Genomic DNA, 23,757 nt, shown 5'->3' on the forward strand with positions numbered 1-23,757 from the left:
GGTAAAGAAGCTGGTCTATAAAACCTTAATCTCATAAAGCATGAACATGTAAAAGAAAAATGTGAAGAAAAATCGGGGGAAAGAAGGAGAGAACAGGTGAGCTTTAAAAGAAAGCAAATAATGGGATTGGGCTTAACCGTATTTTTTTTGTTTATTCTGATGTTTGTCATTCTGTCTATGGTAAACGGAATGAAGGCAAACATGCTGGAAATTGTGGAGGATCGATATTATAAGGTAAACCAGGCTACAGAGATCAGACAGCTTTTTTACCAGACTGACCAGCAGCTGCTGAGTGTGCTCACCGACAAAGACACAAGCGATTCAGCCATGACAGCTGAATTGGTGAAAGCCAACCATGAGGGGATACAAAACCGAATAATTAATCTAGAGCAAGAATTAAATAGACAGAAATCGAAATTGCTCTTAAAAGAAGTGGAGCAGGCATACGAATCATATGCCCACATGCAAAACAGCTTTACTGATTTAATGGCAAGCGGTGAAATGGATTCTTTAGAAGCGCTATACAGAAGTGAGAGAGAAAACCGAAACGCACTGCTGAACAAGCTGGCTGAATTTAAAGAATATCAGGAATCCCTTATGGCGGAATCGCTGAATGGTGCAAATGACACGTATAGCCAGTTAGTATCAACTTTGGTTGCTGCGGTTGCATTATCCATTGTTTTAATCGTAGGAGTAACCGTATGGGTGATCAGAAGCACAGGCAGAAGCATCAGCTTGATTACAAAAGGGATTAAGGAGATTGATTATCAGGACCTTTCTTCCATTTCAAGACTGAATATCGAAACAAAAGATGAAATCGGTGAAATTGCGAAAGCCTTCAACTCGATGGCTGATTCCCTTGAGAACTATTATAAGAAAGAACAGCGCTATTCGGCTGAAATCAGTGAGCAAAACTGGATCCAAAGCCAGTCTGCTGCATTAGTAAGCATCTATAGCCAGCATGTGACCATAGCCAATTTGGCAGATGATTTTATATCAAGGCTGGCACCTGCCGCCGGAGCTGATCTCGGAGCCATTTATGTGAAAGATGACAGCGGAAGCAAGCTTATATTTAAAAAACAAGCTGCATATGCAGATGGAGCCGAAGATGCTGGAAGAGACTTTTTCTATGAGGGGGAAGGTTTAGCAGGGCAAACTGTCAGGGATAAGAAAACAATCTTCCTCGAGGACGTTCCTGAGGATTACAAGGTCTTATCAACCGGTTTGGGAGATGTCAGGCCGAAAAGCATCATGATGGCTCCCGTTATGCTTAAGGACGAGGCAGTGGCAGTTGTGGAACTGGCAAGTCTGAGGCCATTCACTCCTGCACAAATCAAACTAATAGAAAAAGTAATTGAAACACTAGGAATAGCCATTACGAATATTTCTGGAAGAATGGAGATTGAACGCTTACTGGCCGAATCCCAGGCACAGACAGAGGAACTGCAGGCACAGGCTGAAGAGCTGCAATCCCAGTCTGAGGAGCTGCAGGCGCAATCTGAAGAAATGCAGAGTCAATCCGAAGAGCTGCGTATCATCAATGAGCAGCTTGAAGAGCGCTCCAGAGATGCTGAAATGAAATCTGAAGAACTTCAGGCTGCCAAGGAAGAACTGGAGGAAAAAGCAAAACAGCTGGGTCTAAGCTCAAAATACAAGTCAGAGTTCCTCGCAAATATGTCCCACGAGCTGCGCACGCCGCTTAACAGCATCCTGCTTTTATCAGAAATGCTGGCAGAAGACCCGGATCAAATCCTTACTGAGGAGCAGAAAGAGTTTTCCAAGGTTATACATACATCTGGACAGGATTTACTAGCTCTCATTAACGATATCCTCGACCTTTCAAAAGTAGAGGTAGGGAAACTGGAAATCAGCTTTGAGGAAGTCAATATGGGAGAAATGTCGCAGCGTCTGCAGCAGCATTTTACACAGGTGGCAAAGCATAAAAATCTTAAATTTACTGTAAGCTCTTCTGAAGAAGTTCCTTCTGTATTCAATACTGATGAGCAGCGGCTGCAGCAAATTGTGAAGAACCTCCTTTCAAATGCATTTAAGTTTACGGAAGAAGGTTCAGTAGCAGTTACGTTTGAAAAAGCTTCAAAAAGCGATTTCTTTGGCTTGCCGTTATCCAGCTATACAAATGACTGGCTGAAAATTACAGTGCTCGACACAGGTATTGGCATTCCGTCCGAGAAGCAGGAGCTGATTTTTGAAGCCTTCCAGCAGGCTGATGGCGCAACGATGAGAAAATATGGCGGAACGGGCCTGGGATTGTCCATCTCCAAGGAATTTGCCCAGCTGCTCGGCGGTATCTGCAAAGTGGAGAGTGAAGAAGGAAAAGGAAGCCGGTTTACACTCGTTATCCCGAATCTTCCAAACGGAATGCCTGAACTAGAGGCCGGTTCGCTTGCTTTCGAAGAAGCTGCTGTAACCGTTGAGCCTGTCATGGAAGTTTCTGAGACACCTGAAGCACAAGATGCTAAAGAAGATACGGAAGCAGGGCATCAGCAGACAGGTACAGAGCTTAAAGACAAAACAGTCATTGTCGTAGATGATGACCACAGAAATATTTATGCGCTGAAAAATGCTTTGAAAAAAGAAGGCATGAATGTCCTAACAGCAGAAAACGGGATGCAGTGCCTCGATTTGATAATGGGTACAGAACAGATCGATATTGTTCTAATGGATATTATGATGCCGGTTATGGATGGTTATGAAACCATGAAGAGGCTTCGCGGGCTGGACAGACACCAGGATGTTCCAATCATTGCCCTTACTGCCAAGGCAATGAAAGGCGATAGGGAAAAATGCATGGAAGCGGGTGCAACAGATTATATCAGCAAGCCTTTAAAGCTGGACCAGCTGCTGTCTGTTATGAGAGTATGGCTTTCATAGATGGCAGAGAGGAGTCCGGACAACATCCGGAAACCGTCAACATCATTTTATTCTCGAAAGTTGAGGAATGAAGGAATTGAAAAAGGAAGAATTAGAAATAGAATTGCTTTTAAAGGCTATATACAGTTTATCCGGATATGATTTCCGGCAATATATGCGCTCTTCAATTGCCAGGAGAATTCAAGCTCGTCTTAGCAGGGATCGGCTGCCCAGCATAACAAGTCTCACAGAAAAGGTTATACATGAAGAGGGGTACCTGCAAAAGGTACTGAGCGATTTTTCAATCAATGTGACAGAAATGTTCCGGGACCCTTCTTTTTTTAAGGCTTTTCGGAATGAGGTTGTCCCGGTGCTCAGGGAATTGCCGGAGATCAGAATTTGGCATGCAGGCTGTTCGACTGGGGAAGAAGCTTACTCCATGTCTATTTTAATGGAAGAAGAGGGGCTGGGAGAGCGAACGAAGATTTATGCCACAGACATCAATGAAAAGGTGCTTAAAAAAGCAGAGAGCGGAATAATCCCGCTGCAAAAAATGCAGCTCTATACAAAGAACTACATTATGGCAGGCGGAAAAAAATCCTTTTCTGAATACTATACAACCGATTGTGAAGCGGCTTATTTGAATGCATCCCTGCTTGATCGAATGGTTTTTGCCCAGCATAATCTGGTGACTGATGGCTCCTTTAATGAGTTTCATGTGATTATGTGCCGCAATGTGATGATCTATTTTAATACAGACCTGCAAAGCCACGTTTTTAATCTTTTTAATGAAAGCCTCAGCATGGGAGGGTTTCTGGGGCTTGGCAGCAAGGAAGCGCTGCGGATGGAATACCCGGTATTCGAAGAAATCAACCTGCAGGAAAAGATATTCAGGAAGGTTTCTCATGTAAAATAAAACAGAGTGCGGTCCCCATTTTTGAGGGACTGCACTCTGTTTTTATGTAAAAAATATGTATTCATCCTAATCTGCCTGAATAAGAACAATACACATATCATCATCAGCGCTTGCCTGCTGCTGCTTAGTCAGTATCATATCGATTGGCTCTGCTGTTCTGGCTGCATTCCAGTGAAACGATGCGAAGCGCTGAAGATACTCACATGGATTGAGATTATTCTGCTCTACAGCTTCTTCCACCCCGTCTGTAAACAAGAGCAGCTGAATGGAATCTGTATAGGGAATTGTTTCTTTTTGTATCGAAATATCTTCAAAAAAGCCGACTGCACACATATTACTGGATAACCTGACCATCTCATCTTTGTCTACAAGCGCATATCCCGCTGGATGTCCGGCATTTACATACTCGATTGTTTTGTCTTTTTTATTAAGGACGAGGTAAATAGCTGTAAAATAATATGGAATTCGCTGATTGCGCTGGTTAAGGGAATTCATCCACCGATTTAGTTCGTTCATGACGTATTCAGGATCACTGCATGTTCTGATGGCATCTCTGAGAACAGAAGAGATAAACATGCATACAAGAGAAGCAGAAATTCCGTGGCCCATCATATCCAGCTGTATGGCAGCATAGCGATGTTCATCTATCTGGTGCCAGTAATACATATCTCCTGCAAGTTTGTTGGCTGGCAGGTAGGAAGCCTTTAACAGTGTATGTTCATGATAAATCGGTTCGCTCAGCATGCTGGTTTGTACCTGCATGGATAAATCCAGTTCATTCCTGATTTTATTTTCCTGCTCCTTATGCCAGTCCTTCTCATATTTAAGCCTTAAGGCAGCACGAATGCGGGCAAGCAGTTCCGTCTTATTAATGGGCTTCATTACATAATCGGTCCCGCCCGCATCAAGAGCTTCTGCAACTTTATTTGAGTCCTCCAATGCAGTTACAAAAATCACTGGGATATCCTTCAAATGTGGAATTTGCTGAAGCCGGCGGCATGCTTCAATTCCATCCATTTCCGGCATCATTATATCCATCAGAATCACGTCTGCTTTTATATCAGCTGAAAAAGGTGAATATCCCTGGAGATGCTGAAACATATCCTTTGCAGAAGAAAACGTTAAATGCTCTTTATACCCTGCGCGTTTTAATATATGTTGAATTACAAATAAGTTGGCTTGGTTATCGTCCACAACTAGGATTCCCATAGACTTTTTCCCTTCCTGTGTTTTACGATTTAATTCTTTATATAAATATCCTTAACATATACCCTATTGCAGGAGAGTGAAAACCACTAATTTGATCATTTTTTGCTTTAGTTAATCCCAAAAAATAAACAGTAAGTGTAAGCGCTTTCCTTTGTTTTCTTAAAATAATATTATTTAACGGTGTATTCATAAAAAACAAGTAAAAATATTATATTCGGATATTATAATGTGTTTTTAAGATGAACATTTGTTTTTGTAGGGTGGAATTTTCTCTTGATTTCTGTGAGGATAAGAGTAAAATAAAGATTAAATTTTCAGAGATTGGGAGATGTCAGAATGAAAGTGGTGAAGTTCGGAGGATCTTCTTTAGCATCAGGAAAGCAAATCGAGAAGGTATTCAATATTGTAATTGCGGATCCAGAGCGGAAGATCATTGTTGTCTCGGCTCCTGGAAAGCGATTTTCAGAGGATGACAAGGTTACTGATTTATTAATCGCATGTGCAGAGAAACGGATTCAGGGGGAAGCTGCAGATGGTTTGGCTGAAGCTGTATTGGATCGGTATGGCCAAATCGCTGATGAATTAGAGCTTGGTCCGGAAATTAAAGATATCATCAGGGAGGACCTTATTGCGAGGCTTTCCAGTGATACGCATGATCCTGAAGTTTTCATGGATTTGATCAAAGCGAGTGGTGAAGATAACAACGCTAAGCTTGTAGCAGCCTATTTTCAGCAGCAGGGAATAGAAGCAAGATATGTGAGCCCGAAGGAAGCAGGATTGCTTGTCAGTCCGGAGCCCGGCAATGCTCAGGTCCTTCCTGAAGCATATGACAAGCTGCTTGCATTAAGGGAGCAGGACGGGATCATCATTTTTCCGGGTTTCTTTGGATATAGCACGGATGGCAAGGTCTTCACATTTTCTAGAAGCGGATCGGATGTGACAGGCTCCATTTTGGCTGGTGCAGCCAAGGCGGATTTATATGAAAACTTTACAGATGTGGATGCGGTCTATTCGGTAAATCCCTTTATTGTAGAAAGCCCTAAAGAAATCAAAGAATTGACATACCGGGAAATGCGGGAGCTTTCCTATGCAGGCTTTACTGTCCTGCATGATGAAGCGCTTGTACCGGCATTTCGGGCTGGAATTCCTGTGCAGATAAAAAATACCAATAATCCGTCTGCTCCCGGCACCAGGATTGTGAACGAGCGGGATAACACGAACGGACCTGTGATCGGGATTGCCAGTGATCAGGGATTCTGCAGCATCTATGTCGGCAAATACTTAATGAACAGGGAAGTCGGCTTTGGGAGGAGGCTGCTGACCATTTTGGAAGAGTATGGCCTCAGCTATGAGCATACACCATCAGGAATTGATGACATCTCCATTATCCTGCGGGAAAACCAATTTACTGATGGGATGGAGGAAGAAATTCTGAGCCGCATACAGCATGAGCTTCATGCAGATGAAGTGAAAATTCAGCACAGCCTTTCACTAATTATGGTGGTTGGAGAGGGGATGCGCCAGAACATCGGAACAATGGCCCGTGCCTCCAAAGCTCTCGCTAAAGCAAAAGTAAATATGGAAATGATCAATCAGGGCTCCTCTGAAGTGAGCATGATGTTCGGCGTCCAGGCAGTGGATGAGGTACGTGCGGTACAGGCGCTTTATAATGAGTTTTTTGCTGCGGTGGCAGCGGTGTGATCATTTTGTGAAGGTAAATCTGTTTAAACGAAAAGAGCCAAAGTAAATAGGCTATATATGCAAATCAATCAAACGTTTGATTGAAAAAGCTTGGGGCATTAGCCTCGGGCTTTATTTTTTTGGAATGAAAAATCTTAAGATAATCAAAATAAGAAGGAAACTTTTTCAATTTGGAAGGAGAAAAGGATATGAAGAAATTACTGATCATAGGAATAATGCTGCTCATGCCCCTGAATATGCTGACAGCACCGGGCAGTGCAGCTGCACAAAAACCGTGTCTCACCCAATCAGAGGTTAAATTTGAAAACGAATTCCGCAAGCTTTGGATCGACCATGTATTATGGACAAGCAACTATATTACAAGTGCCTCAACTGCCGGAGCAGAGGATCAGAAGCAGGTATTGGCCCGCCTGCTTAGAAATCAGGAGGACATAGGAAATTCCATTAAGCCTTATTACGGCGAAGCTGCAGGAGCTAAGCTGACAGAACTTCTTAAAGAGCATATTGTCATTGCGGGTGATATTGTAGAGGCAGCTAAGAGCGGGCAGGGAGCAAAGGTGAACCAGCTGAACAAAAAATGGTATCGCAATGCCGATGATATCGCTGCTTTTCTAAGCGGAGCCAATCCAAATCTGAAAAATGAAGATGTGAAAAAACTGCTTTATAAGCATTTAGAATTAGTAACAGATGATCTGACAGCAAGTCTTGTTAAGGATTGGGAAGCAAGAATTGTTTCGATTGATGAGGGAGTGTCGCATATTATTATGATGGCAGATGTCATTTCTGATGCGGTTGTTAAGCAATTCCCGGACAAATTTAAAGGGTAATTAAAAGAGGCTTCAGCTTTGCTGGAGCTTCTCTATTTTTTCCTTTGACAAAGCAGCATGTCTCATTATAAGCTATTTAGCGTGCCGAAAAAAATAATGTAAATTTTTCACATATAGAAGGAGGGGTATCCGTTTTGTCAGGGGATCAGAAGAAAAAGATGATCATTTTGATGATCAATATGTTTATTGCAATCGGAAGCTTTGGGATTATCATTCCGATTTTGCCGGCTTATCTGGAATCCATCAATCAGGGAGGAACGGCAGCAGGCCTGATGATTGCCATTTTTGCGGGTGCCCAGCTGATTTTTTCTCCCATTGCAGGGAAGTGGGCTGACCAGTACGGCCGCAGAAAGATGATTATTTACGGGTTAGCTGGTTTGACATTATCCATGCTGGTCTTTTATGCAGTAGATTCCATTTGGCTGCTATACTTTTCACGTGTTATTGGTGGCGTTGGAGCTGCCTTGCTGATTCCAGCCATTTTTGCTTACATTGCTGATATTACTACCATGGAGCAGCGTGCAAAAGGGAATGGCCTTGTATCAGCTGCGATGTCACTTGGAATTGTGGTTGGACCTGGAATTGGCGGGTTTTTGGCAGACTTCGGCCTGAAAATGCCGTTTTTGATCTCAGCGCTAGTATCTCTAGTGGCTGTTCTATTCTCCATTGTCCTCCTCGAAGAAAGCAGCACTTTGCAGACAGTGCCGGGTGAGATGCCTGAAGAGGAACCGATGGTCAAGAAACTGGCCATGTCCGTTAAGAAGCCATATTTTATTCCGCTTGTCATTACATTGGTGATGAGCTTTGGACTAATGGCGTATGAATCAGTGCTGGGGCTCTACCTTGATAATGAGTTTGCTGCTACTCCGCAGGAAATTGCCATTATGGTGACTTCAACGGGTGTCATTAGTGTTATTGTTCAGTTATTCGTAGTCGATCGGGTGGTTAATAAATTCGGAGAGGGAAAGGTATTGAATATCTTTTTGGCTGTTGCCGCGTCAGGATTCCTAGTTTCACTGTTTGCAGGCAGCTATGCACTTTTCTTCGTTATTTCGCTGATCATTTTCCTTGCAACTTCCATTCTGCGCCCGGTTTTAACCACGCTAATCTCAAAAATGGCCGGTAATGAACAGGGGTTTGCGATGGGAATGAACAATGCTTATATGAGCATTGGAAACGTTCTGGGGCCAACGATTGCCGGTGTGCTTTACGATGTACGGATAACCTATCCGTTTGTTCTCGGTCTGGCCTTATTGATTGTTACGTTATTTATCACGGTTGCATGGCAAAAAAGGGAGCCAAAACCGAAGGCTGCTGTGTAAAAAAGCTTGGAGACATTGTCTTCAAGCTTTTCTTTTTCCCAAAGGAAATCAGCTATAAATACAGGCTGAGAATTGTGGCAATTTTGTGAAAGAAACCTAGTTCGATTGACATAAGTTAAAAAATATATTATTCTGAAAATAACAAAAATATTGAGCGAATGACGGCTGCGGGAGAGAGCATACAGTAGCCACCGAAGGAGCAAGCTTCAAAAATACCCTTGAAGCCAATCTCTCAGGTAGACAGAACCTCAGTCGGACGCATCTCTGGAGAGCGCGCATGGACTATGCGACACCAAAGGGGTCAAACTCTCAGGTAAAAGGACAGAGAAGGGGGATAAAGAAGCCGCCTTTTTTCTGTCCTTTTTATATGGATGGCAAGGCAGTTGGAGGAATCTAGATGAATATAAATGTTAACGCAAACCGGGCGACATTGCTGATATCCTGTCCAGAGAGGCCAGGCATCATCTCCACAGTCTCTAACTTTCTGCTGGAGCATAACGCGAACATTGTGCATTTTGACCAGCACACAACCGATCCGCTGGCAGGCATCTTCTTCATGCGGATTGAATTCGATATGAATCATTTTGATGAGTCCTTTTCAAAACTGAAAGAAGATCTGCCTGAGATGGCCAGGGAATACTCTATGGAGTGGAAGCTGAGCGGCAAAGGCGAGCGCAAGCGGATGGCCATATTTGTTTCTAAAATGGATCACTGTCTGCTCGAGCTGCTGTGGCGATGGAAATCAAAGGAGCTTGAAGTGGATATTCCCTTAGTGATCAGCAATCACCCTGACATGAGGGAAGTGGTGGAGGGTTTTGGAATACCATATCATCATGTTCCGATTACGCCGGATACTAAAGCGGAAGCTGAGCAAAAGGCGGTTGAGCTGCTGGATGGAAAAGCGGATTTCATTGTGCTTGCGAGATATATGCAGATTCTTTCACCAAGCTTTATTTCCAAATATCCAAACAGGATTATCAATATCCATCACAGCTTTCTGCCGGCCTTCGTGGGAGCCAATCCTTATGCCCGGGCGTTTAACCGCGGAGTCAAGCTGATTGGGGCAACCGCCCATTATGTAACAAATGATTTGGATGAAGGGCCGATCATTGAGCAGGATGTCCAGCGGGTTAACCACCGGCACACTGCACAGGATCTCAAAATTGCCGGCAGGCATGTGGAGAGGCAGGTCCTCGCACAGGCAGTCGCCTGGCATGTGGAAGACAAAGTCATAGTGCATGGTAATAAGACGATTGTTTTTTAAGCGGCACTGAAAAAAAGATCTTGCATCCAGAAAGATTACCATCATGAAAGAAGGTGAGCAGAAATGAAAAAGAAAAAATTATCAATGCTTGAAATGATAAAGGTTAATAGAGAAGAACTTTTAAAAGATCGCCGTGAGCTTGAGAAGATCGAAAAAAAAATAGACGATAAATATGCAAAAGCACAGTAAGAAAGTACACCCGGCCTGGGAATAAAACAGGCCGGGTTTTTAAATGAATTAAAAACGCCCAGGGAATCCCCGGGCGCCTACTCTTTATTTTTGTCTGAAGAAATCTGTGAAAGCATGATACATTTCCATCCCCTGATAAAAGAACAGGCTGGAAGCTGTTAATGAAAATAACCCAATCATTAAAAATCTAATCCACATTATGTCTTCCTCCTTTAATTGTTTTGCTGGACAATTAAGGAGCTTGAATGACATAATTCGCCTCGTAGAAAATTGGAGTATAAAGTATCTTTTTCCTGCGGGCGATGTGCAGAGCACTATATACAAAAAGGATAACTGTCAGGATTGTAATGGATAAAGAGATGATATCCAACGTGAAGATATGCTTTTTGGGATCATCTTTTAATAGGAAGCTCTCGGTAAAGTCCGAAACTGTTACCGCTTTGCTTTGGTCCATCGGAATGTCATTATAATGGACTCCAGGGTATTGGGTAATGAGAAAGGATAAAAACACAGACAGCAGTAAAAGTGGCATTACCTGACGTTTCGTCATTCCCTCACCCCTTTTCAAGATTATAACTATCATCATAACCACTATTTATAGATTAGTAAACTAAAAGAATCTGACAGGATTCGTTAATATTCTATGTTTATATTGTAAAAAAATCTGGGGCAAAAGGTGCGGGAATACAAAGGATTGTTGACCGCAAATATAGATTATAGGCTGTATGAACAACCAATCCTTACAAAAGTCCTGATAAAATAGGCAGAGAATCTATTTTCTTCCTTTACATGTCTTCATATTACTTTAAAAAACACCTCTTATAATCAATTGTGAATCCATGTTAAGAGGTGAAGAAAATGAACAATGAGAGATCGATTGATGATTTAATCAGGAAATTTAATGAAGAGAACCTGAAGAGGGACATTGACCGCCGGAGCTTTCTATCTGGTGCAGGGAAAATAGCCGGTTTTTCGCTGGCGCTGGCTATGGCGCAATCTTTAGGGGTGGGTAATCTAACGGTTGATGCTGCGCCTAAGTTCAGCAAATACCCTTTTACGCTCGGTGTCGCATCAGGAGATCCTCTTTCGGACAGTGTGGTTTTATGGACAAGGCTAGCACCCGATCCGCTTAATGGAGGCGGGATGCCAAATCATGCTGTACCAGTCAAATGGGAACTTGCTGCAGATGAACACTTCCGAAAAGTTGTTAAACGCGGAACAGAAATTGCGGTGCCGGATTTGGCGCATTCAGTGCACGTGGAGGCAGAAGGCTTAATGCCGGACACTGTCTATTATTATCGTTTTAAAAGCGGCAATGAACTAAGCCCAATCGGCAAAACAAAGACACTTCCGCCTGCGGGTGCCAAAGTTTCAGGGCTATCATTTGCATTTGCTTCATGTCAGCAGTATGAACATGGATTTTTTACAGCCTATCAGCATATGGCAAAGGAAAATTTGGATTTTGTCATTCACCTTGGCGACTACATATATGAATATGGACCAAATGAATATATTTCACCAACAGGAAACGTCCGCCACCATAGCGGACCGGAAATTATCTCTATAGAAGATTACAGGAATCGCCATGCCCAGTATAAAACTGATCCGCATCTGAGAGAAGCTCATGCTGCTTTCCCTTGGGTGGTCACTTGGGATGACCACGAGGTGGAAAATAACTATGCAGCAGGGATTCCGGAAAAGGGCCAGTCAGCTGAAGCATTTATTAAACGCAGGGCAGCCGCTTATCAGGCATATTATGAGCACATGCCGCTCCGGTTATCTTCCATGCCAAATGGTGATGGTATGCAATTGTATAGGGAGTTCAGCTATGGCAGCCTGGCGTCATTCCTTGTGCTTGATTCCCGGCAATATCGGGATGACCAGGCAAATGGTGATGCAGCCGCATACACCGGATTCGCTTGATCCAGCCCGGACTCTCCTTGGCAAGGAACAGGAACAATGGGTTGAAAGCAATCTAAGCAGATCTAATGTGCATTGGAATGTACTGGCACAGCAGGTGTTCTTTGCCCAGAGAAATTTCGGGACAATTGCTTCGCCGAAGTTCAGCATGGATGCATGGGATGGATACCCTGCTGCCCGGCAGCGTTTGGCTGATTTTGCTGCTTCAAACAATATCGGAAACCTGATTGTCCTGACTGGGGACGTTCATGCAAGCTGGGCTTCCAATATTCTCACAGACTATAATGATCCAAATGCAAAGCTGATTGGTGCCGAATTTGTCGGAACCTCTATCACATCAGGAGGGAACGGATCAGATGTGAGAGCAGATACGGAAAAGACGCTTGCAGAGAATCCGCATATTAAGTTCTTTAATAATTATAGAGGCTATGTCCGCTGCCGGGTAACAGCAGAGCAATGGCGTGCGGATTATCGGGTTCTTCCATTCGTAACAGAGCCTGGAGCGGATATTTCAACAAGAGCATCATTTGTTTTTGAAAAAGATCAGGCTGGCTTGAAGCAGGTATCGGCATCTGCTGTACCTCAGGGGGCTGGAATCTCTTCTGAGGTGGAAGAAGATCGCCATCGTGCCCATACCCGGGCACATGAAAAGCAACTTAAAAAACAGCGTGAAAAAGTATTACATTAAAGCGATGGTGAGAAGATGATATCCAACATTGGCATTCCAGGCTTAATTCTTGTTCTTGTCATTGCCTTGATCATATTTGGGCCATCCAAGCTTCCCGAGATTGGGCGGGCATTTGGGCGGACATTAACTGAGTTTAAAAGCGCGGCAAAGGACTTAGTGTCAGATGAGGGAAAGAATGAAGAGAAAAAACCGGTACTTTCAGCTCTGAAAAAAGAAAAATAGGGAATAAAAATACAGGCGCAAATTAGCCTGTATTTTTATTGTGTGTTAACCTGTGAAACATTTCACATAATGTTCATTTTTGAATAATCCACTGGAATGAAAAGTATAATATATTAATACTGTACTTATATTGTTTATATAATTTTAAATGCCATCAAGGAGGCACAATAAACCATGAAAAAAATATTTCAGTTATTATTAATATCAGGCTTAGTCATGACACCTTTTTTTACAAGCGCTCATGTGAAATGGTTCACGAATGTGGCGCCTCAAAAGGAAACCATTGAAAATATATTATCACCTCTATTTATGGGACTGGCCCTGGCGGCTGCGATTGTCCTTGCGCTATTGACATTGATTATCCCAAGGACATCCCAATGGGCCAAAGTCAAAAAGCTGGATGACTGGCTCTCAGGGTTCCGCAAATACAGCAGATATATCCTGAAGTATGGAACTGCTGCGGCGTTAATCATCCAGGTAACGAACGGAACATTGTTTGCGCCTGAATTTCATTTAACCAGCACGATTGCTATGATATTAACATGGGCAACGATTGGCTTTCTGCTAATTCCGCATCATATTTCAACAAAGGCCGGGGCTGTTATTTTACTGGGACTGTTTGTGTACGTTACCATGCAGAATGGCATTTTCCATATGCTTGATTATGGATATTATGTAGCTATTATTGGAGTCCTGCTGGTCGGCAGCACGAAGCTGGAGAAGGTTGGATTTCCATTCTTATATTTGGGCACAGGTTTATCTTTATGCTGGGTGGCTGTTGAGAAATGGGTATATCCAAGCATGTCTCTGGATATTGTGGCCAATCACGGAGTCCCGACATTCGGCTTTGCACCTGCTGCATTCGTTGTTATGGCTGCATTCATTGAGTTTGTAGTCGGTTACCTTCTTGTAGTAGGAATTCTTAACCGTGTAGTTGGCTTCGTGGTGACTGTTATTTTCATCACTACCACAATGCTGTTTGGCATGACAGAAGTGATCGGGCATTTTATGATCCATATTGTGCTGATTATTTTCATCATTGAAGGGGTGTCTTTCTATAACCCGCCGATCAAGCTGCATAAAACTAAAGCAGATCAATTTGTGTTTGTATTCCTGAACTTTATTTTCGTCCTTGCGACATTCATTTTAATTTATTACCGATTTGCATAAGCATTGACATTTTGAACAAATTGGAATATGATTAATTTAAATAGTTGAATAGTTTCTCCTAAAGGGGAGTAGCTTTTACAGCAGAGTCGTCATTTCGGAGTTAAGAGCTCCCGGCTTTGTTGGCAACCTAAACGTTGTTAGCAAGACCTTTGCCTGTTTCGGGTAAAGGTCTTTTTGTTTTTTTAAAACCTTTACCGCTTGCTGGTAGAGGTTTTTTTATTGCCTGATATAGCTTGGCAATGAAAATCCTCAATCGACATAACTGCAGGGAAACAGCGCGAAGCTTTCAATACTTAAAAAATAGAAGGAAAGGAGACCGAAATGAAAAAAGCTAAGATATCTTTTGCTGAATTAATTAAGAAAAACAAAGAAGAGCTGCTGAGAGATCAAGCAATGCTTGAGAAAATTGAAAAGCGTTTAGACGAAAAATACACAAAGGTGAAATGAGGGAGGGTGCTTAGATGGAATTATCACTAATACTTGAGTATGGATGGGTGCTGCTGCTGCTTGTGGCGCTGGAGGGTTTATTGGCTGCTGATAACGCGCTGGTGCTGGCGATTATGGTTAAGCATCTTCCGGAGGAGCAGAGGAAAAAAGCATTATTCTACGGATTGGCAGGAGCCTTTGTTTTCCGCTTTGGATCTTTATTTGCGATTTCTTATTTAGTTGACGTATGGCAGGTTCAGGCGATTGGAGCACTGTATCTTCTGTTCATTGCGGCTAATCATATATTAAGAAAGTTTCTTGTGAAAAAAGGCGAGGAAGAAGCAGAGATCACGAAACCAAAAAAACAATCAGGCTTTTGGCTGACGGTTTTTAAAGTAGAACTTGCTGATATTGCTTTCGCTGTAGACTCTATTCTGGCAGCGGTCGCCCTGGCTGTTGCTCTTCCGGATTCAGGACTTGGCCATGTAGGCGGGCTTGACGGCGGAAAGTTCTTTGTCATCTTTGCCGGCGGTATGATCGGATTGATTATTATGCGTTTTGCTGCAAACCTCTTTGTGGATCTTCTTCACAGGAGACCTGGACTTGAGATTGCAGCGTTTGGTATTGTCGGATGGGTTGGTGTTAAACTGGCTGTCTACACAATGTCCCATCCGGCGCTGGCCATCCTGCCAGAAGGATTTGCCAAGTCGGCCGGATGGAAAGTTACTTTCTATGCAGTCTTAATTGGTATTGCGTTAGCTGGATGGTTCCTTTCCAAGGAAAAACAGGAAATGCCAGCAGAGGAAAAAGCAAGCTGATCAAGCAGGGCGGGGTTTTTCCGCCCTGTTTTTTTAATGAGCACTATTCAATCAAACGTTTGATTGAATACCCATGAGCCCGGCGCTAGCTTGCCATTCTTCTTTCAGGATGCTCATTTCTATTAAGCTCCAATAATCATTTTTAACTTTATTGGTCTGCCTGAGAAGTCCTTCTTTTTGGAAACCTGCCTGCTCGTAAATCTTAATAGCAGGGAGATTAAAATCAAAAACCCCGAGACTGACTCTCTTTAATTTTAGCTCCTGGAAGGCTAAGTTCAGGATTTGATGAATCATTTCTGAAGCATACCCTTTCCCCCGTGCTGCGGAGTGGATGAAAACCTTGCCAACCCTCGCAGTTTCGTTGACACGGTCTACTCTTCCAAGGGAAATATGACCGATGATTTCATCGTTTGCCATAACTTTGCAGATATAATCCGAGCTGGTTTCCAGATTCGCAGAGCGTATATACTTAGCAAGCTGCACATGATCAAGCGGGAATTCGAAATGAGCACCGCTCCACTGAACCATTAATTCCGGTGTGCTGATCCAGCTGATGAGCAAATCGAAATCTTTTTCTGTAAAAGGTTCTAATTTTACCATGGTAATCTCCTTTTTATTAATCATCTGATTGTGCTGTTTTTTTATCTATTTTACAGGATTCAGGAAAAATCCTTCTAAAGTATGCTTTAAATATTAGTAATGAGCACATATTAATTTTGAGAACTATAAGGAAGGAGCAAATGAATTGACCAGAAGGGATGAGCAAAATAAAAAACAGGCACAAGGTCCAAAAGAGGAGAGGGAGCTTGTCAATGAGTTTGGAAAATATAAGGGGGATCAGCCGGTTCCGCAGCCTAAGGATTATGATGAGATCGAATACTAAATCAATTAATTCACAATGATCATAAAGGAAAAAAGAGACCCTGCCAAGAGGTCTCTTCAAATATTACTCACGTCCATCATAATCAAAAACACGTTTATCCAAGTAGACATGGAAGAACCATTCACCTGCACCTATCAAAAGAGCCGAGATAAATGCCGCCATTGCCAAGTCGTCTTTCCCTGATGCCATTAATTCGCTTAAAAGCCAGATGACAACAAAGCTTAAACCAATGTCAGATAAGGTTGCAATGGTATTCCTTTTCGTATGCTCTGTTTCATCACCGGACATACGGAATATCATCATATCCCCAATTACATAAGCCCCTAGAGTGAGAATGAAACTAATAATAAGTGTTTCCGTAAAGCTGATATCAAAAATTCCAGTTAAAATAATTCCCAGCACAGCTGTAATCATAACAAATTTAATCAATATCGCTTTAATATGCTCCATGTTGAAATCCTCCCTCTTGATTTTTGTAACTATACCCGAAGGAAGGGGGGATAATCATTAGATTACAAGAAAATTGGAGGTCTGGATATCTGATCCTTGTCGGATAAATCAGGCAATCTGTGTGACTGAGAGGGTCTAAAAGAGAAACAAAAGACTCACATAGAAGAGATGCAGCTATATGATTTTCTAAAGAGGAAATATGGACAGCCAATACCGCAAAGGTTATTTCATCATTTTTATATTCACATACCCAAGTAAAATGACATAGCCCACCAGCAAAATGGGAAAAAGTATCTGGGCATCCGGATGGTTTATGAAACCTCCGGCTATCAGCAAAAGCCCCATTACTAAATTGTATATGCCTATAATCTTTGCCAGTTTATCTTTATCACTGACCCTTTGCTGATTGAACCCCGACAAAAGCCATGTCTGCTTTTTTACTCCGATCAAAAATGCAAGAATTAACAGGACTGCTCCGATAATAATAAAATGCTGATTCATGAAAACTCCTCCTTATCTTCTTTTTATAATGACTGGAACGATATAAAAACCTAAAAATAATGTAATGACTAAATACCAGATTAAAAGTTCAATATTAATCGATATGTTATTTAATATTTGGCTGGAGATGATGAGATAGCTCAGGAGGAGGACAAGGGCCCCAGAGTAGACATATAGAGAGCACTGCAAAATATTGAGGTTCACCCTTTCATCGTACTCCAGTTCTTCCTTGGCCTCCTTTCTTTTAATCCTTAGCCATTTGAAGCCGCCAACGCTTATGGACAATCCGGCGACAAACCCCCATTGAATATTGTCTGTCATAAGTGTAATAGCTAGAAAAGCAAGAAAAGCTCCTAAACAGATAGTCCAGCTGTTTACATTCATTACATTTCCTCCTTTAATGGTTCTCATCAATCCAAAACAGCTCATCTAAAGGTGTTTCCAAGTGTTTGCTGATTAAGAGGCAGACACGTATGGTCGGGTTGTATTTTTGTGCTTCAATCAAATTCATCGTTTGCCGGGTTACGCCAACAAGCTTTGCAAGTTCTCCCTGAGTTAAACGCTCTTTTTCAATGCGTACAAGCTTTACCTTGTTTTTTATAGTGAACTCTTTCAAGTGCCTCACTCATTTCCTTTTCTTACCTTTATTGTAATATATATTTGCAAAAAGTAAAATATATATTACATTTTTTTCGAAAAAAAGCCTCTGCAGGCTTAGAATCTACTTAAGCAAGATCTGATAATTCTTTTACGATATGCTCTATAGCGTATTCCCTATATTATTGATAGCTGCGAAAATCCCCGATGCTTTGGCAACCACCTGATCCTGATCGTTATAAATCAGGCAATCCGTGTGGCTGAGGCTTCTTCCTCTTTTCACAAGGTGAGCATCTGCAACAAGATATTCCCCTGTGGCCCCCTTTAAGAAACTGACCTTCAAATCAGCGGTGACCACGGATTGCATCTGGTTTTCATCCGGCTCGAAAATATTCCCCATTGCTACATCCGCAAGAGTGGAAATGATCCCTCCATGCACCAGTCCGGCGCTGTTAATAAAGAGAGGCTGGATGGGCAAAGTGACTTTCATTTTGCTTTCATTGATTCTTTCGTAATGGAATTTCAGGAATTCATCAAAAGGCTGTTTGATTAGCATTTGCTACACTCCAATTTCTTTTAGTTAAAATGGTTATTCCCGATTTTTTGTGAAATCCCTGCTAATTTGCAGAGAAGAGGCTCCAAAATTATTACATGGTTTCTTAAAATCAAAAAAAGTGATATTATTTTCAATAAATTCAAAAAAAGGCGGGGCTGGAAGATGGCAAAAGTAGAGAATATTAGTTTCGCAGAAAATTTTCCTATTTCATTTAAGGAACTGGAAGAAGAAGCAGAGAAAGTGATGGGGGCTGGCGGATTTGGCTATGTCCAATCAGGAGCCGGCGGGGAAGAAACGCTGAAAAAGAATATCGAATCCTTTGCAAAATACTCAATTGTTCCGAGAATGCTGAGGGATGTTTCATTGCCGGATATAAGTGTGAATTTATTTGGTAAAACGTATCCTTATCCAGTATTCCTTGCGCCGATTGGAATGCAGCGGCTTGAACACAGTGAGGGTGAGCTGGCATCTGCCCGGGCGGCAGCTTCGTTTGGAGTTCCTTTTATTCAGAGCACAGTATCCAGTTATTCCATTGAAGAAATTGCAAAGGCAACAGATTCGAGTCCAAAATGGTTCCAATTATATTGGTCCAATTATGAAGAAGCCTCCTTCAGCATGGTTCGCCGTGCGGAGAAAGCAGGGTATGAGGCAATTGTGTTAACGGTTGATACGGTGATGATGGGATGGAGGGAAGCTGATCTAAGAAACAATTTTTCCCCGTTAAAGATTGGCTATGGAAAAGCAAATTATGAAAGCGATCCAGTCTTTATGGCTTCTCTCCAGGACGGCGATGTCGTACAGGCAATCCTTGATAATATTCATCATCCAACATTAAGCTGGGAGCATATTTCCAGATTAAAAGAGAAAACCAGCCTGCCGATTTTATTAAAGGGCATTCTCCACCCTGAAGATGCCAGGCTGGCCGTTGAAAGAGGGATAGACGGAATCATTGTCTCTAATCATGGCGGCAGACAGCTTGATGGAGTGATTGCGGCGATTGATGCGCTTGAACCGATCGCGAAGGAAGTTAAAGGAAGGATTCCAGTATTGTTTGACAGCGGCATTCGACGAGGTTCAGATGTGGTTAAAGCTCTGGCACTTGGAGCTGACGCCGTTTGTCTGGGACGGCCGTATGTGTACGGCTTGGCCATTGGCGGGGAGGATGGAGTTGAAAAAGTGCTTGCCAACTTTATAGAAGAAACAAAAGTGTCGCTTTCTCTGGCAGGGGTGGGGAGCTTAAAGGATATTGCTGGTCTGCAGTTAATTCGATAAAGCATTCTAACAAAAGCTTGGCATGTTGACAGTTAAGACTGTGTTTATTACTATACCTATAGGGGTACATGATTAATATGCCAATACTAAAGGAGATGCAGTCATGTTCGATTACACAGCTGAAACCGAAAAATCAATTGAAGAAGCGATATCCTCACTGGAAGGAAGTCTGAAGGACGAAAAGTTTGGAGTTCTATGGCAGTTTAATGTTCAGGAGAAGCTGCAGGAAAAAGGCCTGGAATATAACGAGGCATTCCATGTGTTAGAGGTTTGTAATCCGAATGAAGCACATCGCGTTTTAACACAGAATAAAATGGCCGGCTACTTCCTGCCTTGTAAAATTGTCGTTTATGAAGACAAGGGCAAAACGAAAATTGGGATGCCTAAGCCGACAAGTATGATTGAGCTAATCAATGACGAATCTGTTCAAAGCTTCGCAGCAGAAATTGAAGAGCGCTTAATCCAGTGCATCAGGAAAAGTATATAAGTTAAAAGTTTGATGACAGTGCCGGAATAATTTGTTAAGCTTGAAACAGCTTATCAAATTAAATATCTATGTAACTACTAGGGGTGCCCCGAATGTGCGGGCTGAGAGGAAAGCGCTTATAGCTTTCCGACTCTTATGGACCTGATCTGGTTAATGCCAGCGGAGGGAAGTAGGATTTGACAATCTGTCGATTCATATACTTAAACCAAGCCGGGTCCTTTGTGGGGATCCGGCCTTTTTGTATACATACTTCTCATCCTGATAAGCAATCAGGCTGCCCTTTTAGAAAGGAGGTTTAGATGAAAAGAACCCGATTGTTAACTACTATGGCTTTATTTACGGCGATTGGGACACTGGGATCCCATTTGCTCTGGTTCCCGGCAGGTATAGCCAAAGCCTATCCGGTCCAGCATGCGGTGAATGTATTGGCCGCGGTGACGCTTGGCCCCTTGCCTGCAGCAGGCGTCGCTTTTATGATTGCTTTGCTTCGTAATCTGCTTGGATTCGGGACGCTGCTTGCGTTTCCAGGCGGCATGATCGGTGCGTTTTTGGCTGGTGTCCTTTATTTGAAATTCGGCCGGAAAATATGGGCTGTAGTGGGAGAGGTGGTGGGCACCGGCATAATCGGTGCATTGTTTGCCGTTCCATACGCAAAGTTTCTCATGGGCAGTGCAGCTGGTGCATTCTTCTTTGTGCCGCCGTTTCTGGTCAGCAGCATTGCCGGTGCGTCGATAGGCTGGATAGTATTAGCGAAGGTTAAAGAGAAGAATTTGGTTCAGAATATGTGATGATTTTGGGCTGGTAAAGCTAGTTGAGTAAGCAGGTAAGCGAGTGCAGCATAGCAACCTGACTTTATGAGCATTTTCAAGAGTTATGGGCAAAATTCAAAATTTATGAGCGAAAACATCAAGTTAGACAATCGATAAAAAATAATTAATAATGTGAGAAAACTGCTAGGGGCGCTACGGCTGAGATAAGGAGCTTTTCCTTTGTCCCTTGGAACCTGATCTGGATAATGCCAGCGCAGGGAAGCAGTGAGGACCTCAATATAAATCCTCATGCTTTTTCCCCGGCAGCTTCTGTATTTAATTAAGGAGGCTATTTTTTATGACTTTTTCAGAGATACTGCGCAAGGAAAATGAAGATTTGTTTCAGCTGATATTTGAACATCCATTTGTCCAGGGTATCGGGAGAGGGGATGTGCCGAAAGAGGCACTGGCTCATTACATTAAAGCGGACTTTGAGTATTTGAATGCGTTCATGCATATTTATGGGATTGCCATTTCAAAGTCTGCAGAGCGTAAGGATATTGCTTATTTTAATCAGCAAATAGAATTCGTATTGAACAGCGAAGTACATCCCCACCATAATTTTTGCCAGCAGATTGGCGTGGATTACGAAGCATTGCAGGGTTATCCGCTCCCGCCAACAGCTGATCATTATGTTAAGCACATGATGTATCATGCCCACACAGGCGGCATGGGTGAAATCCTTTCTGCATTATTGCCTTGTCCATGGACTTATTGGGAGATTGGGCTTGAGCTCATGAAGCAATATGAGCCAGATGAGAACCATCCGTTTTATCCGTGGATCTCTTTTTATGCAAATTTAAGGGTCGAAGCTGTGACCATGAATATGAGAAACCGTTTGGATGAGCTTGCTGATGCGGCATCACCGGAAGAAAGGCAGCGAATGAAGGACGCTTTCCGAAAAAGCTGCCAGCTGGAGCTTGGCTTCTGGGAGATGGCTTATACCTGCGAAGAGTGGCCGGCGGGCAGTCCGGCGGCAGTAAGATAAGAAAAACGCCTGCATCTGCTTTATGGCAGCGCAGGCGTTTTTTCAAAATCCCATCTGTAATGAGCGGTAATGGGAGTCTTAAAAGAAGATAGTTTTACTTCTGCTGCAAATGGTGTGGAGTTATGTATCACGTATGGAATGCCATCCTTCGTCCGCTTGTCAGATATGATTGCCGCATGGTCGAATTTAGGGGAAAGAAAAACCACGATGTCACCCGGCTGCCATTGCTTAAGGTTCTTAACATCTCCTGGAATCAGTTCTGTTGTTAATGACATTGCGAACCGGCTAAAAAAGATATTCTGGTTTGGCACCCTTCTGAAATCAATGTTCGGGTCAGGCTTGCCCTGGACTCTTGAATACAAGTCCGTATTCCCGGCGATATCCTGATCAATAAGATCCTTTATGATTACATCAGCTCCTTGGAATCCTCTCCATATCACGTCTGTACAGACACCTTCGCCATCGGGCGGATAGCCTCCCGCATAGTAGGCACTTTTATATGGCGTGCGCTGTTCCACTTCTTTTCTGGCTGTCTGGACCATATCAAGCGGATCAGCAATGCCGTTTTGATTTGAATCGGCCTGTGAGTAATCAGAGGGCACCTCCAGTTTCTTTGCAATTGGATTTCCAAAATGAATGCCGATGGAATCCAGAATAATTCCGCTCCGGAAAAAAAGAATGAATAATAACATTACTCCAATTATTGATGTAAATACCTTTTTAAACATAAAGTACACCTCACCTATTTTACTGAATAGACGGCATTATTTCCCAATAAGTTACATGAAGGTATGATAAGATTGTTATAACAATTCATAAGAGAGGGGATATAATGGTTCATAAAATAGGGGTATCAGGAAGCGTCATTTTGTCAGACAGCAAGCTGTTTCATAAACTTTTTAAAAGTTATTTGCCGCATATTGAGATAGGGGAATTTCAAGATGAGGAATCCTTTCAATGCTTTATTGAATTGCTGGGCAAAACAAACAAAAGCTTTGGTCTTCATTCGCCTCTTTTCCGGGGACAAAGCAAATACGATCTTCTGGAAAAGGTCAGTATGAATCCAGAGGAAGCCTGGATCCAGTTAGAGGCGGAAGTGGAAAGGATGTCCCGGCTTGGTGCTGAATACATATTGGTGCACTTTCCTTACTTTAAAAAGGAAACAAGTGGGAATCCGGCAGAGATCATTGAGGAGGGACTCAAGAAACTCAGTGCTCTTCAGAGAAAATATGGGATTATGATTGTGTGTGAACCTAAAGTGGGATTCAAGCAATCGCCAGCAGGAATTCAATATCTTGACCATTTTCCTGTAGAGACATGGAGGAAATACGGACTTGGCCTTTGTGTTGATATCGGGGATTATATATTAGCCGCAGGGGAGAAGGCCATAAATTATATAGAAAAATGGTCCGGGTTTGTAAGAGTTGTTCATTTACATAACATTGAATACCAGGGCGATAAATATATTTGGGTGCCTGTGCATCCATCTCATGAGAATGATGGGCATCATAAAATTAAGAAGCTGATGGATTTTTTAGCAACGGAATGTGAGGGTGTATTTTTTGTCATGGAGTACACACCACACACAAACCCTTCGGAAAAAATGGCAGAAGAAGGAGTTGAATGGGCAATAGAAGTCATTGAGGCCGGGTCTGTCAGGTAGGGGAGCAG

The 23,757-nt window shown here is 42.6% G+C and carries 26 protein-coding genes, 1 pseudogene and 3 riboswitches; of the genes and pseudogenes, 18 read left to right on the plus strand and 9 right to left on the minus strand.

All coding sequences use genetic code 11. The features are described 5' to 3' along the window. The first annotated feature begins 96 nt into the window (after positions 1-96). Both ACTHRG_RS12130 and ACTHRG_RS12135 read left to right on the plus strand, forming a co-directional pair. Positions 97-2,892: a response regulator gene (locus ACTHRG_RS12130; RefSeq protein WP_076258284.1), complete on the plus strand. Its 2,796-nt coding sequence runs from the start codon at positions 97-99 to the stop codon at positions 2,890-2,892. A gap of 67 nt (positions 2,893-2,959) precedes the next feature. Then, positions 2,960-3,787 (plus strand): CheR family methyltransferase, encoded by an 828-nt coding sequence (locus ACTHRG_RS12135; RefSeq protein WP_175609097.1) that lies wholly within the window; start codon positions 2,960-2,962, stop codon positions 3,785-3,787. A gap of 66 nt (positions 3,788-3,853) precedes the next feature. Here the strand turns inward: ACTHRG_RS12135 and ACTHRG_RS12140 are convergent, their stop codons facing one another. Continuing rightward, positions 3,854-4,996 carry a SpoIIE family protein phosphatase gene (locus tag ACTHRG_RS12140; RefSeq protein WP_076258288.1) on the minus strand — a complete coding sequence of 381 codons (1,143 nt, stop codon included), beginning with the start codon at positions 4,994-4,996 and terminating at the stop codon, positions 3,854-3,856. A 336-nt stretch (positions 4,997-5,332) separates the two neighbouring features. Here ACTHRG_RS12140 and ACTHRG_RS12145 point away from each other — a divergent pair, with 336 nt between their 5' ends. The 5 genes from ACTHRG_RS12145 to ACTHRG_RS12165 all read left to right on the plus strand — a co-directional run bounded on the left by ACTHRG_RS12145 (position 5,333) and on the right by ACTHRG_RS12165 (position 10,299). Then, positions 5,333-6,697 (plus strand): aspartate kinase, encoded by a 1,365-nt coding sequence (locus ACTHRG_RS12145; protein ID WP_076258290.1) that lies wholly within the window; start codon positions 5,333-5,335, stop codon positions 6,695-6,697. Between the two features lie 188 nt (positions 6,698-6,885). Continuing rightward, positions 6,886-7,524: a glycosyltransferase gene (locus ACTHRG_RS12150; RefSeq protein WP_076258292.1), complete on the plus strand. Its 639-nt coding sequence runs from the start codon at positions 6,886-6,888 to the stop codon at positions 7,522-7,524. A 134-nt stretch (positions 7,525-7,658) separates the two neighbouring features. Then, positions 7,659-8,846, plus strand: coding sequence for an MFS transporter (locus ACTHRG_RS12155; RefSeq protein ID WP_076258295.1), 1,188 nt, complete (start codon positions 7,659-7,661; stop codon positions 8,844-8,846). A 158-nt stretch (positions 8,847-9,004) separates the two neighbouring features. Continuing rightward, a riboswitch (glycine riboswitch) is annotated at positions 9,005-9,105 on the plus strand. Between the two features lie 138 nt (positions 9,106-9,243). After that, positions 9,244-10,110, plus strand: coding sequence for a formyltetrahydrofolate deformylase (gene purU, locus ACTHRG_RS12160; protein WP_076258298.1), 867 nt, complete (start codon positions 9,244-9,246; stop codon positions 10,108-10,110). A gap of 63 nt (positions 10,111-10,173) precedes the next feature. Continuing rightward, positions 10,174-10,299 carry an FbpB family small basic protein gene (locus ACTHRG_RS12165; RefSeq protein ID WP_139325615.1) on the plus strand — a complete coding sequence of 42 codons (126 nt, stop codon included), beginning with the start codon at positions 10,174-10,176 and terminating at the stop codon, positions 10,297-10,299. A gap of 232 nt (positions 10,300-10,531) precedes the next feature. Here the strand turns inward: ACTHRG_RS12165 and ACTHRG_RS12170 are convergent, their stop codons facing one another. Beyond that, positions 10,532-10,849, minus strand: a complete 318-nt coding sequence (locus ACTHRG_RS12170) for a hypothetical protein (protein ID WP_076258301.1) — start codon at positions 10,847-10,849, stop codon at positions 10,532-10,534. A gap of 308 nt (positions 10,850-11,157) precedes the next feature. Here ACTHRG_RS12170 and ACTHRG_RS12175 point away from each other — a divergent pair. The 5 genes and pseudogenes from ACTHRG_RS12175 to ACTHRG_RS12195 all read left to right on the plus strand — a co-directional run bounded on the left by ACTHRG_RS12175 (position 11,158) and on the right by ACTHRG_RS12195 (position 15,543). Beyond that, a pseudogene (locus ACTHRG_RS12175) lies at positions 11,158-12,907 on the plus strand (alkaline phosphatase D family protein). Positions 12,908-12,922: 15 nt separating this feature from the next. Continuing rightward, positions 12,923-13,129 carry a twin-arginine translocase TatA/TatE family subunit gene (locus ACTHRG_RS12180; protein ID WP_076258303.1) on the plus strand — a complete coding sequence of 69 codons (207 nt, stop codon included), beginning with the start codon at positions 12,923-12,925 and terminating at the stop codon, positions 13,127-13,129. Between the two features lie 174 nt (positions 13,130-13,303). After that, positions 13,304-14,299, plus strand: coding sequence for a hypothetical protein (locus ACTHRG_RS12185; RefSeq protein ID WP_076258306.1), 996 nt, complete (start codon positions 13,304-13,306; stop codon positions 14,297-14,299). Between the two features lie 321 nt (positions 14,300-14,620). Continuing rightward, positions 14,621-14,746, plus strand: a complete 126-nt coding sequence (locus tag ACTHRG_RS12190; protein ID WP_076258308.1) for an FbpB family small basic protein — start codon at positions 14,621-14,623, stop codon at positions 14,744-14,746. A 14-nt stretch (positions 14,747-14,760) separates the two neighbouring features. After that, positions 14,761-15,543 (plus strand): TerC family protein, encoded by a 783-nt coding sequence (locus ACTHRG_RS12195; RefSeq protein ID WP_076258311.1) that lies wholly within the window; start codon positions 14,761-14,763, stop codon positions 15,541-15,543. A 51-nt stretch (positions 15,544-15,594) separates the two neighbouring features. Here ACTHRG_RS12195 and ACTHRG_RS12200 read toward each other — a convergent pair whose 3' ends face one another. Then, entirely contained in the window at positions 15,595-16,143 is a 549-nt protein-coding gene (locus ACTHRG_RS12200) for a GNAT family N-acetyltransferase (protein WP_076258314.1), read from the minus strand. A 145-nt stretch (positions 16,144-16,288) separates the two neighbouring features. On the opposite strand from ACTHRG_RS12200, the gene ACTHRG_RS12205 reads away from it, so the two are divergent. Beyond that, positions 16,289-16,426, plus strand: coding sequence for a hypothetical protein (locus ACTHRG_RS12205; protein ID WP_160169269.1), 138 nt, complete (start codon positions 16,289-16,291; stop codon positions 16,424-16,426). Between the two features lie 63 nt (positions 16,427-16,489). Here ACTHRG_RS12205 and ACTHRG_RS12210 read toward each other — a convergent pair whose 3' ends face one another. From ACTHRG_RS12210 to ACTHRG_RS12230, 5 genes are all read right to left on the minus strand, one after another. Next, positions 16,490-16,876: a DUF2512 family protein gene (locus ACTHRG_RS12210; protein WP_076258316.1), complete on the minus strand. Its 387-nt coding sequence runs from the start codon at positions 16,874-16,876 to the stop codon at positions 16,490-16,492. Positions 16,877-17,098: 222 nt separating this feature from the next. After that, on the minus strand, positions 17,099-17,377 hold the full coding sequence (locus ACTHRG_RS12215; RefSeq protein ID WP_076258318.1) for a DUF3784 domain-containing protein: 279 nt from the start codon (positions 17,375-17,377) through the stop codon (positions 17,099-17,101). Positions 17,378-17,389: 12 nt separating this feature from the next. Further along, on the minus strand, positions 17,390-17,761 hold the full coding sequence (locus ACTHRG_RS12220; protein ID WP_076258320.1) for a hypothetical protein: 372 nt from the start codon (positions 17,759-17,761) through the stop codon (positions 17,390-17,392). A 13-nt stretch (positions 17,762-17,774) separates the two neighbouring features. Beyond that, entirely contained in the window at positions 17,775-17,993 is a 219-nt protein-coding gene (locus tag ACTHRG_RS12225) for a helix-turn-helix transcriptional regulator (protein WP_175609098.1), read from the minus strand. 144 nt (positions 17,994-18,137) lie between these two features. Further along, positions 18,138-18,530 carry a PaaI family thioesterase gene (locus tag ACTHRG_RS12230; protein WP_076258323.1) on the minus strand — a complete coding sequence of 131 codons (393 nt, stop codon included), beginning with the start codon at positions 18,528-18,530 and terminating at the stop codon, positions 18,138-18,140. 162 nt (positions 18,531-18,692) lie between these two features. Here ACTHRG_RS12230 and ACTHRG_RS12235 point away from each other — a divergent pair, with 162 nt between their 5' ends. The 4 genes from ACTHRG_RS12235 (at position 18,693) to tenA (ending at position 22,086) form a co-directional block, all read left to right on the plus strand. Next, positions 18,693-19,802 (plus strand): alpha-hydroxy-acid oxidizing protein, encoded by a 1,110-nt coding sequence (locus tag ACTHRG_RS12235; RefSeq protein ID WP_076258326.1) that lies wholly within the window; start codon positions 18,693-18,695, stop codon positions 19,800-19,802. Positions 19,803-19,905: 103 nt separating this feature from the next. After that, positions 19,906-20,289: a DUF302 domain-containing protein gene (locus ACTHRG_RS12240; RefSeq protein ID WP_076258328.1), complete on the plus strand. Its 384-nt coding sequence runs from the start codon at positions 19,906-19,908 to the stop codon at positions 20,287-20,289. A gap of 69 nt (positions 20,290-20,358) precedes the next feature. Continuing rightward, positions 20,359-20,474, plus strand: a riboswitch (TPP riboswitch). A gap of 114 nt (positions 20,475-20,588) precedes the next feature. Beyond that, the gene (thiW, locus tag ACTHRG_RS12245) at positions 20,589-21,077 is read left to right on the plus strand and encodes an energy coupling factor transporter S component ThiW (RefSeq protein WP_440231251.1); all 489 of its coding nucleotides are present in this window, start codon (positions 20,589-20,591) and stop codon (positions 21,075-21,077) included. Positions 21,078-21,234: 157 nt separating this feature from the next. Next, positions 21,235-21,336: riboswitch (TPP riboswitch) on the plus strand. Between the two features lie 60 nt (positions 21,337-21,396). Then, positions 21,397-22,086, plus strand: coding sequence for a thiaminase II (gene tenA / locus ACTHRG_RS12250; RefSeq protein WP_076258332.1), 690 nt, complete (start codon positions 21,397-21,399; stop codon positions 22,084-22,086). 20 nt (positions 22,087-22,106) lie between these two features. On the opposite strand, the gene ACTHRG_RS12255 is transcribed toward tenA, so the two are convergent. Continuing rightward, positions 22,107-22,814 (minus strand): DUF1287 domain-containing protein, encoded by a 708-nt coding sequence (locus ACTHRG_RS12255; RefSeq protein WP_076258334.1) that lies wholly within the window; start codon positions 22,812-22,814, stop codon positions 22,107-22,109. A 104-nt stretch (positions 22,815-22,918) separates the two neighbouring features. Here ACTHRG_RS12255 and ACTHRG_RS12260 point away from each other — a divergent pair, with 104 nt between their 5' ends. Then, positions 22,919-23,749 carry a TIM barrel protein gene (locus ACTHRG_RS12260; protein WP_076258336.1) on the plus strand — a complete coding sequence of 277 codons (831 nt, stop codon included), beginning with the start codon at positions 22,919-22,921 and terminating at the stop codon, positions 23,747-23,749. Positions 23,750-23,757 lie beyond the last annotated feature (8 nt).

This window comes from Cytobacillus sp. SAFR-174 (genome assembly GCF_051964675.1).
Taxonomy (GTDB): domain Bacteria; phylum Bacillota; class Bacilli; order Bacillales; family Cytobacillaceae; genus Cytobacillus.

Coding starts and splice junctions, on each gene's coding strand:
- ACTHRG_RS12135 (WP_175609097.1), top strand. CDS start 2,960: ATGAAGGAATTGAAAAAGGAAGAATTAGAAATAGAATTGCTTTTAAAG.
- ACTHRG_RS12140 (WP_076258288.1), bottom strand. CDS start 4,996: ATGGGAATCCTAGTTGTGGACGATAACCAAGCCAACTTATTTGTAATT.
- ACTHRG_RS12145 (WP_076258290.1), top strand. CDS start 5,333: ATGAAAGTGGTGAAGTTCGGAGGATCTTCTTTAGCATCAGGAAAGCAA.
- ACTHRG_RS12150 (WP_076258292.1), top strand. CDS start 6,886: ATGAAGAAATTACTGATCATAGGAATAATGCTGCTCATGCCCCTGAAT.
- purU (WP_076258298.1), top strand. CDS start 9,244: ATGAATATAAATGTTAACGCAAACCGGGCGACATTGCTGATATCCTGT.
- ACTHRG_RS12165 (WP_139325615.1), top strand. CDS start 10,174: ATGAAAAAGAAAAAATTATCAATGCTTGAAATGATAAAGGTTAATAGA.
- ACTHRG_RS12170 (WP_076258301.1), bottom strand. CDS start 10,849: ATGACGAAACGTCAGGTAATGCCACTTTTACTGCTGTCTGTGTTTTTA.
- ACTHRG_RS12180 (WP_076258303.1), top strand. CDS start 12,923: ATGATATCCAACATTGGCATTCCAGGCTTAATTCTTGTTCTTGTCATT.
- ACTHRG_RS12185 (WP_076258306.1), top strand. CDS start 13,304: ATGAAAAAAATATTTCAGTTATTATTAATATCAGGCTTAGTCATGACA.
- ACTHRG_RS12190 (WP_076258308.1), top strand. CDS start 14,621: ATGAAAAAAGCTAAGATATCTTTTGCTGAATTAATTAAGAAAAACAAA.
- ACTHRG_RS12195 (WP_076258311.1), top strand. CDS start 14,761: ATGGAATTATCACTAATACTTGAGTATGGATGGGTGCTGCTGCTGCTT.
- ACTHRG_RS12200 (WP_076258314.1), bottom strand. CDS start 16,143: ATGGTAAAATTAGAACCTTTTACAGAAAAAGATTTCGATTTGCTCATC.
- ACTHRG_RS12210 (WP_076258316.1), bottom strand. CDS start 16,876: ATGGAGCATATTAAAGCGATATTGATTAAATTTGTTATGATTACAGCT.
- ACTHRG_RS12215 (WP_076258318.1), bottom strand. CDS start 17,377: ATGAATCAGCATTTTATTATTATCGGAGCAGTCCTGTTAATTCTTGCA.
- ACTHRG_RS12220 (WP_076258320.1), bottom strand. CDS start 17,761: ATGAATGTAAACAGCTGGACTATCTGTTTAGGAGCTTTTCTTGCTTTT.
- ACTHRG_RS12230 (WP_076258323.1), bottom strand. CDS start 18,530: ATGCTAATCAAACAGCCTTTTGATGAATTCCTGAAATTCCATTACGAA.
- ACTHRG_RS12235 (WP_076258326.1), top strand. CDS start 18,693: ATGGCAAAAGTAGAGAATATTAGTTTCGCAGAAAATTTTCCTATTTCA.
- ACTHRG_RS12240 (WP_076258328.1), top strand. CDS start 19,906: ATGTTCGATTACACAGCTGAAACCGAAAAATCAATTGAAGAAGCGATA.
- thiW (WP_440231251.1), top strand. CDS start 20,589: ATGAAAAGAACCCGATTGTTAACTACTATGGCTTTATTTACGGCGATT.
- tenA (WP_076258332.1), top strand. CDS start 21,397: ATGACTTTTTCAGAGATACTGCGCAAGGAAAATGAAGATTTGTTTCAG.
- ACTHRG_RS12255 (WP_076258334.1), bottom strand. CDS start 22,814: ATGTTTAAAAAGGTATTTACATCAATAATTGGAGTAATGTTATTATTC.
- ACTHRG_RS12260 (WP_076258336.1), top strand. CDS start 22,919: ATGGTTCATAAAATAGGGGTATCAGGAAGCGTCATTTTGTCAGACAGC.